10 protein-coding genes are annotated in these 13,561 nt (G+C 70.7%); 8 read left to right on the top strand and 2 right to left on the bottom strand.

What is annotated here, in order from left to right; all coding sequences use genetic code 11:
• Nucleotides 1-54: 54 nt before the first annotated feature.
• Nucleotides 55-1,221, bottom strand: a complete 1,167-nt coding sequence (locus ACFULQ_RS28550; RefSeq protein ID WP_383549103.1) for an NUDIX domain-containing protein — start codon at nucleotides 1,219-1,221, stop codon at nucleotides 55-57.
• 187 nt (nucleotides 1,222-1,408) lie between these two features.
• Here ACFULQ_RS28550 and ACFULQ_RS28545 point away from each other — a divergent pair, with 187 nt between their 5' ends.
• The 5 genes from ACFULQ_RS28545 (at nucleotide 1,409) to ACFULQ_RS28525 (ending at nucleotide 8,683) form a co-directional block, all read left to right on the top strand.
• Entirely contained in the window at nucleotides 1,409-3,037 is a 1,629-nt protein-coding gene (locus ACFULQ_RS28545; protein WP_383549100.1) for a cellulase family glycosylhydrolase, read from the top strand.
• A gap of 156 nt (nucleotides 3,038-3,193) precedes the next feature.
• Nucleotides 3,194-5,245 (top strand): discoidin domain-containing protein, encoded by a 2,052-nt coding sequence (locus ACFULQ_RS28540; protein WP_383549097.1) that lies wholly within the window; start codon nucleotides 3,194-3,196, stop codon nucleotides 5,243-5,245.
• Nucleotides 5,246-5,260: 15 nt separating this feature from the next.
• Nucleotides 5,261-5,851: a TetR/AcrR family transcriptional regulator gene (locus tag ACFULQ_RS28535; RefSeq protein ID WP_383549095.1), complete on the top strand. Its 591-nt coding sequence runs from the start codon at nucleotides 5,261-5,263 to the stop codon at nucleotides 5,849-5,851.
• 54 nt (nucleotides 5,852-5,905) lie between these two features.
• Nucleotides 5,906-6,253 (top strand): VOC family protein, encoded by a 348-nt coding sequence (locus ACFULQ_RS28530; RefSeq protein ID WP_383549092.1) that lies wholly within the window; start codon nucleotides 5,906-5,908, stop codon nucleotides 6,251-6,253.
• A 54-nt stretch (nucleotides 6,254-6,307) separates the two neighbouring features.
• Entirely contained in the window at nucleotides 6,308-8,683 is a 2,376-nt protein-coding gene (locus ACFULQ_RS28525; RefSeq protein ID WP_383549090.1) for an ATP-binding cassette domain-containing protein, read from the top strand.
• A 46-nt stretch (nucleotides 8,684-8,729) separates the two neighbouring features.
• Here ACFULQ_RS28525 and ACFULQ_RS28520 read toward each other — a convergent pair whose 3' ends face one another.
• Entirely contained in the window at nucleotides 8,730-10,781 is a 2,052-nt protein-coding gene (locus ACFULQ_RS28520) for a PAS domain S-box protein (protein WP_383549087.1), read from the bottom strand.
• 226 nt (nucleotides 10,782-11,007) lie between these two features.
• On the opposite strand from ACFULQ_RS28520, the gene ACFULQ_RS28515 reads away from it, so the two are divergent.
• From ACFULQ_RS28515 to ACFULQ_RS28505, 3 genes are all read left to right on the top strand, one after another.
• Nucleotides 11,008-12,093, top strand: coding sequence for an S-(hydroxymethyl)mycothiol dehydrogenase (locus ACFULQ_RS28515; RefSeq protein ID WP_383549084.1), 1,086 nt, complete (start codon nucleotides 11,008-11,010; stop codon nucleotides 12,091-12,093).
• A gap of 148 nt (nucleotides 12,094-12,241) precedes the next feature.
• The gene (locus ACFULQ_RS28510; protein ID WP_383549081.1) at nucleotides 12,242-12,604 is read left to right on the top strand and encodes a bifunctional 3-phenylpropionate/cinnamic acid dioxygenase ferredoxin subunit; all 363 of its coding nucleotides are present in this window, start codon (nucleotides 12,242-12,244) and stop codon (nucleotides 12,602-12,604) included.
• On the top strand, nucleotides 12,601-13,561 hold a 961-nt coding region (locus ACFULQ_RS28505), incomplete at its 3' end, for an NAD(P)/FAD-dependent oxidoreductase (RefSeq protein ID WP_383549078.1). The genes ACFULQ_RS28510 and ACFULQ_RS28505, both read left to right, overlap by 4 nt.

The following is a 13,561-nucleotide window of genomic DNA, read 5'->3' as shown; positions in this document are numbered from 1 at the left end:
GTTCCGCGAGCGGAGATGGCGGGGCGTTGCGGGCGTGGGTCGCCCGTTGCCGCGTCAGGGTGCGTACCGCGTGAAGTGTGCCGGAGTGTGGTCGATCGGCAGTTCCGGGCGCCAGGACGTGAGGCCCTGCGCGCTGCACACGAACAGGTTTTCCGGGAGGCGGTCCAGGGGGAACCAGCGCCAGTCTCCGACGCGTTCGTCGGGCTGGTCCGACGGCTCGCCGTGCCAGGCCGTGACCTCGGTGGCCACGGTCATCCGGACCACGCCGCCGGCCTCGTCGAGGAGCGTGCCCAGGAGCCGAACGTCGGTGGGGCGGGCCTCGATCCCGGTCTCCTCGCGGAGTTCGCGTACGACGGTCTGCTCCAGGGACTCGCCGGGCTCGACCGTGCCGCCGGGCAGCTCCCAGGTGCCGCGCCGGTGCCGGCCGAGGAGCAGTCCGCGCGGGCCGTAGAGGATGGCGCCGACCCCGATCGCCGCGTGCGGGACCGGAGGCCGGCTGCTGCGCGGGCGGGAGGAGACCCGGACCGGCCGGGTCGCCCGGAAGAGCCGGTAGGAGGCGTGGTTGCCCTCCTCCGGTGCGTCGAGGACGTCGATGCCCTCCACCCGCAGCCCGTGCTCGGCGAGCAGGTCGGTCCAGAGCTCCGGCGTCAGCACCCACATCCGCACGGTCGTCGACCCGCCCCCGGCGAGCCGCAGCACCTCGGGCCGGGACTCCACGGCCGACGAGGGCCCGTCGCCGAGCGAGTTGGTGTGCAGCACGGTGAAGCACAGCCGCCCGCCGGGGCGCAGCGCCGCGGCCAGCGCGGGCAGCAGACGGCGGGGGTCGGTGTACGGCACCGCGTTGACGGAGCAGACGACGTCGTACGGCTCCGCCGAGTCGAGGTGCTCGACGGCGTCGGCGCTGATCAGGCGCAGGCCGGGCAGGGAGTCGTAGCGGGCGCGGGCCCGTTCGAGCTGGGTCGGGGAGGAGTCGACCGCGTCCACTTGGGCGCCGTGCGTGCGGACCAGGTGCGCCGCGTGCCGGGCCGTACCGCAGCCGAGGTCCAGCACCCGCCGCCCGGCGAGTTCGCCGAGGATCTCGGCGCCCGGGCCGGTGCCTCCCGGGCCCCAGTCGAACCGCTCCAACTCCGGCAGCACGGTTCCGCGCCGCAGATGATGGTCGCCGTAGGCCTGCCATGCCTCGGCGTTGACGGCGTCGGGGTCGACGGGTCGCGTGGTCAACGTGCCTCCCGGGTGCGGTGGTCGAGGCTCGGAACCCTATGCGCGGCCGACGCCCTTTGCCGTCACGCGTCTTGACGTGTACTTGACGGAGTGGCTTCTATGGGAGCGCTCCCACGCTACGTCCACGCCCCTTCCGGCTGTCTCACCCACCCCTGGAGCCGCAGTGAGAAGAACAGGAAAGAGCCCCTTGAGCACCCTCCTGGCCAGGCTGGCCACCCTCGTGGCACTGGTGGTGCTCGGCGCCCTCGCTCCCGGTGCGGCCCAGGCCGCCGGGGATGCCCGCGCCCCGGCCGCCACCGGTCTGCACATCAGCAACGGCCGCCTGGTCGAGGGCAACGGCAACGACTTCGTCATGCGCGGCGTCAATCACGCCCACACCTGGTACCCCAACGAACTGGGCTCGCTGGCCGACATCAAGGCCCAGGGCGCCAACACGGTCAGGGTCGTCCTCGCCGACGGCCACCGCTGGACCGCCAACAGCGCCTCGGACGTGGCCGACGTCATCGCCCGGTGCAAGGCCAACAAGCTCATCTGCGTCCTGGAGGTGCACGACACCACCGGCTACGGCGAGGACGCCGCCGCGGGCACCCTCGACCAGGCCGCCGACTACTGGATCGGCCTGAAGGACGTGCTCGCCGGCCAGGAGGACTACATCGTCATCAACATCGGCAACGAGCCCTGGGGCAACACCGGTCCGGAAGGATGGACCGCCCCGACGATCGCCGCGATCCAGAAGCTGCGCAACGCCGGCTTCGAGCACACGATCATGGTCGACGCGCCCAACTGGGGCCAGGACTGGCAGCAGGTCATGCGGACCAACGCCCGGTCCGTGTACGCCGCCGACACCACCGGCAATCTGATCTTCTCCATCCACATGTACAGCGTCTTCGACACCGCGGCTGAGATCACCGACTATCTGAACGCCTTCGGCGAGGCCAGACTGCCCATCCTCATCGGGGAGTTCGGCGGCCCCGCCGACCAGTGGGGCGATCCCGACGAGGACACCATGATGGCCGCCGCCCAACAGCTGGGACTCGGCTACCTCGCCTGGTCCTGGAGCGGCAACACCGACCCGATCCTCGACCTCGTCCTCAACTTCGACCCGGCACGGATGACTTCATGGGGTCAGCGCGTCTTCCACGGCGTCAACGGCATCGCGCAGACCGCCAAGGAAGCCACGGTCTTCGGCGGCGGCGCGGGCGACACCCAGGCCCCGACCGCTCCCGGCACCCCGACCGCCTCCGCGGTGACGGCGACCTCCGCGCACCTCGCCTGGACGGCGTCCGGTGACAACGTTGGCGTCACCGGATACGACGTCGTGCGCGTGAGCGGTGGCACCGAGACCACGGTCGCCTCCGCCACCGGCACCTCGGTGACGGTGACCGGGCTGAGCGCCAACACCGCCTACTCCTTCGCCGTTTACGCGCGCGACGCGGCCGGCAACAGGTCGGCGCGCTCGGCCACGGTGAGCGTCACCACCACCGCCACGCCCGCCGGAAGCTGCTCCGTCGGTTACCGCGTGGTCGGCGACTGGCCCGGCGGCTTCCAGGGCGAGATCGCGATCCGCAACACGGGCACGGCTGCGGTCACCGGCTGGAAGCTGGGCTTCTCCTTCGCGGACGGGCAGACCGTGTCGAACATGTGGGGCGGCACCGCCGCGCAGAGCGGTGGCTCGGTGACCGTCACCCCGGCTTCCTACACCAACACCATTCCCGCCGGGGGCTCGGTGACCGTCGGCTTCATCGGCAGCAAGGGAGCCGTGAACACGGCGCCGGGCGCGTTCACCCTCAACGGGGCGTCCTGCGTGAACAGTTGATGGACCCGAGGTATCAGGTCAACTGTCCCGGACTCTTGACTCGGAACGCGCTCAGTCGCGATCCTCGACGTATCTCTTGCGCCGGTCATGACAATCCCAAGGGCAGTCAAAACGCCCTCGGTCGACGGCGCCCCCGCCGACCGAGGGACGTGGGCCGTGACTGGACGCTCCTGCCGCAGACGCAAGAACATCACCGTCGTCTCCGTGCTCTTCCTGGTACTGGCCGCGATCCTCGGCCCCACGCCGAGCTCGGCGGCCACCGACTGGTGGACACCGACCGCACGGCCCACCCCCGACGCCCAGATCAACGTCACCGGAGCGCCCTTCACCGGCACCAACTCCGCCGGTGAGGTAAGGGGGTTCGTCGACGCGCACAACCACCTCTTCTCCAACGAGGCCTTCGGCGGGCGGCTGATCTGCGGCAAGGTCTTCTCCGAGGCCGGAGTCGCCGACGCGCTCAAGGACTGCCCCGAGCACTACCCCGACGGCACCCTCGCGATCTTCGACTACATCACCCACGGCGGCGACGGCAGGCACGACCCGGTCGGCTGGCCGACCTTCAAGGACTGGCCGGCGTACGACTCGATGACCCACCAGGCCAACTACTACGCCTGGGTGGAACGAGCCTGGCGCGGTGGCCAGCGGGTACTCGTCAACGACCTCGTCACCAACGGGATGATCTGCTCGATCTACCCGTTCAAGGACCGCAGCTGTGACGAGATGACCTCGATCCGCCTCCAGGCCAAGCTCACCTACGACCTCCAGGCCTTCATCGACAAGATGTACGGCGGCACCGGCAAGGGCTGGTTCCGGATCGTCACCGACAGCGCGCAGGCCCGACAGGTCATCGAGCAGGGCAAGTTGGCCGTCATTCTCGGCGTCGAGACCTCCGAGCCCTTCGGCTGCAAGCAGATCCTCGACATCGGGCAGTGCAGCAAGGCGGACATCGACAAGGGGCTCGACGAGCTGTACGGGCTGGGCGTGCGTTCCATGTTCCTGTGCCACAAGTTCGACAACGCCCTGTGCGGGGTCCGCTTCGACGAGGGCGGGCTCGGCACCGCCATCAACGTCGGGCAGTTCCTGTCCACCGGCACCTTCTGGCAGACCGAGGACTGCAAGGGCCCCCAGCACGACAACCCCATCGGCACGGCGGCCTCCGAGGCCGAGGAGGACCTGCCGGCCGGCGTCGAGGTCCCGTCGTACGACAAGGCCGCGCAGTGCAATGTCCGCGGGCTCACCGATCTCGGCGAGTACGCCGTGCGCGGCATGATGAAACGCAAGATGATGCTCGAGATCGACCACATGAGCGTCAAGGCCACCGGCCAGGTCCTCGACATCTTCGAGGCCGCGAACTACCCGGGCGTGCTCTCCTCGCACAGCTGGATGGACCTCAACTGGACCGAGCGGGTCTACTCGCTCGGCGGGTTCGTCGCCCAGTACATGCACGGCTCCGAAGGGTTCGCCGCCGAGGCCAAGCGCACCAACGCCCTGCGCGACAAGTACGGCGTGGGCTACGGCTACGGCACCGACTTCAACGGCATCGGCGACCACCCCGCACCGCGCGGAGCGGACGCCGCGAACAAGGTGACGTACCCCTTCAAGAGCGTCGACGGCGGCTCGGTGATCGACAAGCAGACCTCCGGGCAGCGCACCTTCGACTTCAACACCGACGGGGCCGCCCATGTGGGTCTGATCCCCGACTGGATCGAGGACATCCGGCTCGTCGGCGGTCAGGACGTGGTCGACGACCTGTTCCGCGGGGCGGAGTCCTACCTCGACACCTGGGGCACGACCGAGCGACACCAGGCATCCGTCAACCTTGCCAACGGGCGGGCGGCCACGGCCAGTTCGTCCGAGTCCAACCCCTTCACCAGCTACCAGCCGGGACGGGCCGTGGACGGGGACGACGGGACGCGCTGGGCGAGCGACTGGAGTGACGACCAGTGGTGGCAGGTCGACCTGGGCTCCACCAACCTGGTCTCCAAGGTCACGCTCGACTGGGAGCGGGCGTACGGCAAGGCGTACCGGATCGAGCTGTCGACGGACGGCACGAACTGGCAGAGTGTCTGGTCCACGTCCTCCGGTGACGGGGGCCTGGACACCGCCAAGTTCGCCGGGACACCGGCCCGTTACGTCCGGGTGCACGGCCTGGACCGCGGCACCGACTGGGGATACTCGCTCTACGAGGTGGGCGTCCACAGCGGCTGAGACAGGGGTTCCTCCATGGCACGCATGCCGTCGGCCGAGCGGCGCAGACAGCTGACGGAAGCGGCGATCAGGGCGATGGCCCGGGACGGCGTCGCGAAGACGACGACCCGGTCCATCGCCGCCGAGGCCGGGGTGTCCCTGAGCGTCTTCCACTACTGCTTCGACTCCAAGCAGGCCCTCCTCGAAGCCGTGATCACCACGCTCACCGACCACTCGGTGAGCGTGGTCCAGGAGGCGCTGCGCCCCAGGGACACCCTGGAGGAGACCGTCGCCGCCGGGTTCCGGGCGTACTGGGACCATGTCCGCGCCAACCCCGAGGCGCACATGCTCACCTACGAGCTCACCCAGTACGCGCTGCGTGAGCCCGGGTTCGAGCACCTCGCCCGACGCCAGTACGAGCTGTACGGCGAGGCCTACGCCGAGCTCATCGAGCAGCTCCGCAAGGACATGGAGCTGGAGCTGAGGGTGCCCGTCTCCGTCCTGGCCCGCTATCTCGCGGCGATGACCGACGGGCTGACCCTGAACTACCTGGTCCTCGGTGACGCGGCGGCGTGGGCGGACATCCTCGACACGGTCACCGCGCACATCGCGGGCCTGGTGCGCTGAGACCGGTCAGGATTCGAGAAGCGCCCGCCCGGGGCCCTGGCTAGCGTGACGCACATGGACATCACGATTCGGGCGGGCTTCCTCGCGCACCAGGACCCGGAGGCCTCCCTGGCCTTCTACCGGGACGTGCTCGGCTTCGAGGTCCGCGGCGACGTCGGCCGCGACGGGCTGCGCTGGATCACGGTCGGCCCGGCGGGCCAGGCCGACAGCTCGGTCGTCCTGCACCCGGTGGGCGAGGGCCCGGGGCTCCTGCTCACCACCCCGGACCTCGACTCGGTGTTCGAGCGGCTCCAGGCCCGCGCCGAGGTGATCCAGGAGCCGATCGAGCAGCCGTACGGCGTGCGGGACTGCGCCTTCCTCGACCCCGCGGGCAATCTGATCCGGGTCCAGGAGCTGCGCTGAGCCGCGCGCATCGACATAGTGTTCGAAGTTGTCGAAACGGGAGGACGAAAGACCATGGGCAAGGCCACTTCGGGCGACCGGCACGCCGCTGACAGCCACGACCTGATCCGCGTGCACGGGGCGCGCGAGAACAACCTCAAGGACGTCAGCATCGAGATCCCGAAGCGCCGGCTCACGGTCTTCACCGGAGTCTCCGGCTCCGGCAAGAGCTCGCTGGTGTTCGACACCATCGCCGCCGAGTCGCAGCGGCTGATCAACGAGACCTACAGCGCCTTCGTGCAGGGCTTCATGCCCACCCTCGCCCGGCCCGAGGTCGACGTCCTCGACGGTCTGACCACCGCGATCACCGTCGACCAGCAGCGGCTCGGCGGCGACCCGCGCTCCACCGTCGGCACCGTCACCGACACCAACGCGATGCTGCGCATCCTGTTCAGCAGGCTCGGCACCCCGCACATCGGCTCGCCCAAGGCGTTCTCCTTCAACGTCGCCTCGATCAGCGGGGCGGGCGCGGTCACCATGGAGCGCGGCGGGCAGACCGTGAAGGAGCGCCGCAGCTTCAGCATCGTCGGCGGCATGTGCCCGCGGTGCGAGGGCCGGGGCACGGTCAACGACATCGACCTCACCCAGCTCTACGACGACTCCAAGTCGCTGGACGAAGGCGCCCTGACCATCCCCGGCTACAAGGCCGGCGGCTGGAACTACCGCCTGTACAGCGAGTCCGGCTTCTTCCCCGCGGACAAGCCGATCGGGAAGTTCACCAAGCGCGAGCTCCAGGACTTCCTGTACCGCGAGCCGGTCAGGATGAAGATCGCGGGCATCAACATGACGTACGAGGGTCTCGTGCCGCGGATCCAGAAGTCGATGCTCGCCAAGGACCGCGAATCGATGCAGCCGCACATCCGCGAGTTCGTGGACCGGGCGATCACCTTCATGGTGTGCCCCGGGTGCGAGGGTACCCGGCTCAACGAGGGTGCACGCTCCTCGAAGATCAAGGGGATCAGCATCGCCGACGCCTGCGCGATGCAGATCAGCGACCTCGCCCAGTGGGTGCGCGCGCTGAAGGAACCCTCGGTCGGGCCGCTGCTGACGGCGCTGGGGGAGACCCTCGACTCCTTCGTGGAGATCGGGCTCGGCTATCTCTCCCTGGACCGCCCCTCGGGCACGCTGTCCGGCGGTGAGGCGCAGCGCACCAGGATGATCCGGCACCTCGGCTCCTCCCTCACCGATGTCACCTACGTCTTCGACGAGCCGACGATCGGGCTGCACCCGCATGACATCCAGCGCATGAACAACCTGCTGCTGCGCCTGCGGGACAAGGGCAACACGGTGCTGGTCGTGGAGCACAAGCCGGAGACGATCGTGATCGCCGACCATGTCGTCGACCTCGGTCCGGGGGCCGGCACGGCGGGCGGTTCGGTCTGTTTCGAGGGCACGGTGGAGGGGCTGCGGACCAGCGGTACCGTCACCGGGCGCCACTTCGACGACCGGGCCGGGCTCAAGGACACGGTCCGCAAGGCGACCGGGGCGCTGGAGATCCGGGGTGCGAGCACGCACAACCTCCAGGACGTCGACGTCGACATCCCGCTCGGGGTGCTGACCGTGATCACCGGGGTCGCGGGATCCGGCAAGAGCTCGCTGGTGCACGGGTCGATCCCGGCCGCGGAGGGGGTCGTGTCCGTGGACCAGGGGGCGATCCGCGGCTCGCGGCGCAGCAACCCGGCGACGTACACCGGACTGCTCGAACCGATCCGGAAGGCGTTCGCGAAGGTCAACGGTGTGAAGCCGGCGCTGTTCAGCGCGAACTCCGAGGGGGCCTGTCCCACCTGCAACGGTGCCGGGGTCGTCTACACCGACCTCGCGATGATGGCCGGGGTCGCGACGACCTGTGAGGAGTGCGAGGGGAAGCGGTTCCAGGCCTCGGTGCTCGAGTACCACCTCGGCGGGCGGGACATCAGCGAGGTGCTCGCGATGCCGGTGACGGAGGCGGAGGAGTTCTTCGACACCGGTGAGGCGCGGACGCCGGCGGCGCACCGGATCCTGGAGCGGCTCTCGGACGTCGGGCTCGGCTATCTCACCCTCGGGCAGCCGCTCACCACGCTGTCCGGCGGTGAGCGGCAGCGGCTGAAGCTGGCGACCCACATGGGGGACAAGGGCGGCGTCTACATCCTCGACGAACCGACGACCGGCCTCCACCTCGCCGACGTCGAACAGCTGCTGGGCCTGCTCGACCGCCTCGTCGACTCCGGCAAGTCCGTCATCGTCGTCGAACACCACCAGGCGGTCATGGCCCACGCCGACTGGATCATCGACCTCGGCCCGGGCGCGGGCCACGACGGCGGCCGCGTCGTCTTCGAGGGGACGCCGGCCGAGCTCGTCGCCGCCGGGTCGACGCTGACGGCGGAGCATCTGAAGGCCTACGTGGGGGAGTGATCTGGAGGCCTACGTGGGGGAGTGACCGGTGCCGCCCGTCCCCGTCTCACATCTTCAGCGTGAACCACGTGGTCTTGCCGTCGTCCGTCGGGCGCACGCCCCAGGTCTCGGCGAGGGTCCTCACCAGGAGGAGGCCACGGCCGGACTCCTCGTCGTCGGCGGCCAGGCGGGGCTGGGGGAGGTGCGGGCTGTGGTCGCTGACCTCGACGGTGAGGCCGGTGTCGGTGCGGCACAGATGCAGCCCGACGGGTCCCTCGGCGTGCTGAACGGCGTTGGTGAGGGTCTCGGAGAGCAGCAGCAGCGCCTCGTCCGCGGACTCGGCGCAGTCCCAGGAGAGCAGGGCCTTGCGCAGGAAGGCCCTGCCCTCCGGCACGGACTCCGGGACGGCGGACAGGTCGGTGCTCACGGCGGCGGGCGGCACGTCGGGCAACTGCGCGAGCAGCAGGGTGACGTCGTCGTTGTGGCTCTCCGCGTCCGGGAGCAGTCCGGCGAGGACGTGGTCGGCGGCCGCCTCCAGGCTGGGCTGGTCGAGGAAGAAGTCGTTCAGCACCGAGGTGAGTTCGCCGACCCGCTCCTCGATGTCGCTGCCGGGCGTCTCGATCAGTCCGTCGGTGTAGAGGACGAGCGTGGCACCGGGCGGGACGGCCACCGACGACTGTTCGTAGAGCACGTCGCCGACCCCGAGCGGCGCGTTCACCGGCACGGCCAGCCGGCGCACCCCTTCGCCGGGGACGGCGACCAGCGTCGGCAGATGACCGGCGGAACAGACGGTGACCGTGCCGGTGTCGGGGGCGATGGTCAGATAGCAGCAGGTGACGAGCTGGTCGGGGACGTCGAGGTCGGTGACGCAGCTCTCCAGCTCCTGCATGAGCTGACGCGGCTGCATCCCGGTCTTGGCGAGGGCGTGCGCGGCCGAGCGCAGCTGGCCCATGACGGCGGCCGCCTCCAGGCCACGGCCCATGACATCGCCGATGAGGACTCCGACCCGGCCGGCGCCCAGCGGAATCAGGTCGAACCAGTCGCCGCCCACCCCGGCGCCCTGGGTGGCCGGGCGGTAGCGGCTGGCGGTGGCGAGTCCGGGGAGGGCCGGCGGGGTGCCCATCAGGCTGCGCTGGAGGGTGAGCGCGATGTGCCGCTGCTGCTCGTACAGTTCGGTGAGTTCGGCCTCGGCGCGTTTGCGGTCGCTGATGTCCCGGACGATCGCACAGGCCCCGACGACCTTGCCGTGGGTGTCCCGGGTGGGCCACAGGGTCACGTCGACGTCCAGCAGAGTGCCGGACTGGGTGACCCGCAGGGTTTCGAAGTGCTCCACCTTCTCGCCGTGCCGCAGCCGCTTCAGCAGGGCGTTGATGTCGCCGTGCAGTGCGTCGGGGGAGAGCATCGACACATGGCGGCCGATGGCCTCCTCGGCGGTGTAGCCGTAGAGCCGCTGTGCGGCCGCGTTCCAGTAGGTGATGTATCCGTCGAGCGTCTTGGCGAGGATCGCGTCCTGGGAGGACTCGACGAGCGCGGCGAGTTCGTTGATACGAGCCTCGGCCGCCTTGCGGTCGCTGACGTCCCGCACCGCGGCGGACACCAGCAGCCCGTCCGCCGTCTCCATGGGGCTCAGGCTGATCTCGACCGGGAACTCGGTGCCGTCCTCGCGCAGTCCGTGCAGGTCGAGTCCGGCGCCCATCGGACGGACCTGGCGGTTGGCGGCGTACCGGCCGCGGTGCACGCCGTGCTGGCCGCGGAAGCGGTGCGGCATGAGCAGTTCGACGGGACGGCCGAGCAGGTCCTCGCGTGCGTAGCCGAAGAGCGCCTCGGTCTGGGCGTTGACGAGCTTGATGATGCCGGCGTCGTCGACGATGACCATGGCGTCCGGAGCGGCCTCCAACAACCCGCGGAACCTTTCCTCGGCCGCTCCCGGTACGACGGCACCCGTTGCGCGGGCTCCCGGTACGGCTGACGGCGGGGCCGCGGGGCCCGGGAGGGTCGTACCGGGGACGGCCGTGCCGTAGTCGGTGGCCCTCGCCGAGCGGGCCGCGGCGCAACCGTGCGGTGGTGGGGCGGCGACCGGCGCCGTTGCTGTCGGGTCCGTTCCTGTGACGTCGCCCATGCCCACCCCTACCCGTGCCTCCGGCGTGCGGTAGGGGCCATCACAGTGCACCCCGGCCGACGCCGTGACCACATGTCGCCAACTGTCCTTTCCTTGCCGGAACCCCTTCCGGATCCGGCCGGAACCGACCTCTTGACCCGATGTCTCCCCTTCCTCGATGCTCAGTTGCGCATGGTGATACGTGTATCGAATGAGGCAACCCACAGGTCCATCAGAGGAGTGACCCATGGCTCACGAGGTTCGTGCTGTCGTCGCCCGGGGGAAGGGCGCCCCGGTCTCCGTTGAGACGATCGTCGTCCCCGACCCGGGGCCCGGCGAGGCGCTGGTGAAGGTCGAGGCGTGCGGGGTCTGTCACACCGATCTGCACTACCGGGAGGGCGGGATCAACGACGACTTCCCCTTCCTGCTGGGGCACGAGGCGGCCGGGCGCGTCGAGGCCGTCGGGGAGGGTGTCATCGGGCTCGAACCGGGTGACTTCGTCATCCTCAACTGGCGTGCGGTGTGCGGCACCTGCCGGGCGTGCAGCAAGGGCAGGCCCTGGTACTGCTTCGCCACCCACAACGCCCGGCAGAAGATGACCCTCACCGACGGCACCCCGCTCGCCCCCGCCCTCGGCATCGGCGCCTTCGCCGAGAAGACCCTGGTCGCGGCCGGCCAGTGCACCAAGGTCGACCCGGCGGCCCCGGCGACCGCCGCCGGACTGCTCGGCTGCGGGGTCATGGCCGGCTTCGGCGCGGCCGTGAACACCGGTGCCGTCGGCCGCGGCGACTCCGTCGCCGTCATCGGCTGTGGCGGGGTCGGCATGGCCGCCCTCGCGGGGGCCCGCCTCGCCGGCGCGACCAAGGTCATCGCCGTCGACGTCGACCCGCGCAAGCTGGAGCGGGCCACCGGGATGGGCGCCACCCACACCGTCGACTCACGTGCGACCGACCCGGTCGAGGCAATCCGCGACCTGACCGGCGGCTTCGGCGCCGACGTGGTCGTCGAGGCGGTCGGCCGCCCCGAGACGTACAAACAGGCCTTCTACGCCCGCGACCTCGCCGGCACCGTCGTCCTGGTCGGTGTGCCCACCCCCGAGATGAAGCTGGAGCTGCCGCTCCTGGACGTCTTCGGCCGCGGCGGCGCGCTCAAGTCCTCCTGGTACGGCGACTGTCTGCCCTCGCGCGACTTCCCCGCCCTCATCGACCTCTATCTGTCCGGGCGCTTCGACCTGGACGCCTTCGTCTCCGAGACCATCGGCCTCGAGGACGTGGAGAAGGCGTTCGAGAAGATGCACCGGGGTGAGGTGCTGCGCTCCGTGGTAGTGCTGTGATGTTCCTCATCGCGCACAGCGTTGCGCATAAGGCAACCGGCAGCCGCCCCTGTGTCCGCCCCCTGGACTCCTTGACAAGGGTTTGTGGGCGCCCGCACACTGACGTTGCGTTCACCGCAATCCGTTTCGCTATACGCACCGAGGTGTCATGATGATTCCCGCGTGCCGTCTCGTGGATCTCCCCCGAGGCGAGGCCTACCGGCTCGACATCGATCCGCCGGTCTCGGTGTTCCACACCGACGACGGCGAGGTCTTCGCCATCGACGACACCTGCACCCATCAGGACGCCTCGCTCGCCGACGGCTGGCTGGAGGGCTGCGAGGTGGAATGCCCGCTGCACGCCTCGAAGTTCGACCTGCGCACGGGTGCCGTCGACGCCCCGCCGGCCAAGCGCCCGGTGCGCACCCACGAGGTCCGCGTCGAGGACGGCATGATCTACGTCGAGCTCTCCACGGACGCGCCCAACCTGCCGCCCTGCGTGGCCGCCCGGCTCGCCGGAGGACCCGCGTGAAAACCGTCGCCGTGGTCGGCGCCTCCCTCGCCGGCCTGTCGGCGGCACGCTCCCTGCGCAAGCAGGGCTACGACGGGCGGCTCGTCGTCATCGGCGACGAACACCACCGCCCCTACGACCGGCCGCCGTTGTCCAAGGAGTTCCTGGCCGGCTCCCTGGGCGAGGCGGACCTGGCACTGGAGTCGGACGACGAGGACCTGCGCGCCGAGTGGCTGCTCGGCGTCCGCGCCACCGGCCTCGACGGCCCGCAGCGCGCCGTACGGCTCGCCGACGGCAGCGAGGTCCGGGCGGACGGCGTCGTCATCGCGACCGGCGCCGCCGCCCGCACCCTGCCCGGCACGGCGGGCCTCGCCGGGGTGCACACCCTGCGCACCCTGGAGGACGCCCGCGCCCTGCGCGACGAACTCGCCCTGGGCGGGCGGCTGGTGGTGATCGGCGGCGGCTTCATCGGCGCCGAGGTCGCCTCCACCGCGTACGCCCTCGGCCTCGACGTGACCGTCGTGGAAGCCGCCCCGACCCCGCTGGCCGGGCCGCTCGGCGCGGCCATGGGCGGGATCGTCTCCGCCCTCCACGCGGACCACGGCGTACGGCTGCTGTGCGGAACCGGCGTCAAGGGACTGAGCGGCGAGAGCCGTGTCGAGGCCGTCCTGCTGGAGGACGGCCGCAGCCTGCCCGCCGACCTCGTCGTCGTGGGCGTCGGCGCCCGCCCGTGCGTCGAATGGCTGGCCGGCTCCGGCATCGAACTCGCCGACGGCGTCGTGTGCGGCAGCGACGGCCGCACCGGCCTGCCGGGAGTGGTCGCGGTCGGTGACTGCGCCTCCTGGTACGACCCGCGCGCGGGCCGGCACCGCCGCGTCGAGCACTGGACCGGCGCCCGGGAGCGGCCCGAGGCGGCCGTGGCGGCGCTGCTGGCCGGCGGCGCGGTCGAACCGGCCGCGCCGAGGCCGCCGTACTGCT

The sequence above is a fragment of the Streptomyces sp. NPDC057253 genome (assembly GCF_042669125.1).
Lineage (GTDB): Bacteria > Actinomycetota > Actinomycetes > Streptomycetales > Streptomycetaceae > Streptomyces.
Note: the sequence above shows the minus strand (reverse complement) of the source record. Positions and strands in the feature narration are given on the sequence as shown.

Coding starts and splice junctions, on each gene's coding strand:
- ACFULQ_RS28530 (WP_383549092.1), top strand. CDS start 5,906: ATGGACATCACGATTCGGGCGGGCTTCCTCGCGCACCAGGACCCGGAG.
- ACFULQ_RS28525 (WP_383549090.1), top strand. CDS start 6,308: ATGGGCAAGGCCACTTCGGGCGACCGGCACGCCGCTGACAGCCACGAC.
- ACFULQ_RS28510 (WP_383549081.1), top strand. CDS start 12,242: ATGATGATTCCCGCGTGCCGTCTCGTGGATCTCCCCCGAGGCGAGGCC.
- ACFULQ_RS28515 (WP_383549084.1), top strand. CDS start 11,008: ATGGCTCACGAGGTTCGTGCTGTCGTCGCCCGGGGGAAGGGCGCCCCG.
- ACFULQ_RS28520 (WP_383549087.1), bottom strand. CDS start 10,781: ATGGGCGACGTCACAGGAACGGACCCGACAGCAACGGCGCCGGTCGCC.
- ACFULQ_RS28535 (WP_383549095.1), top strand. CDS start 5,261: ATGGCACGCATGCCGTCGGCCGAGCGGCGCAGACAGCTGACGGAAGCG.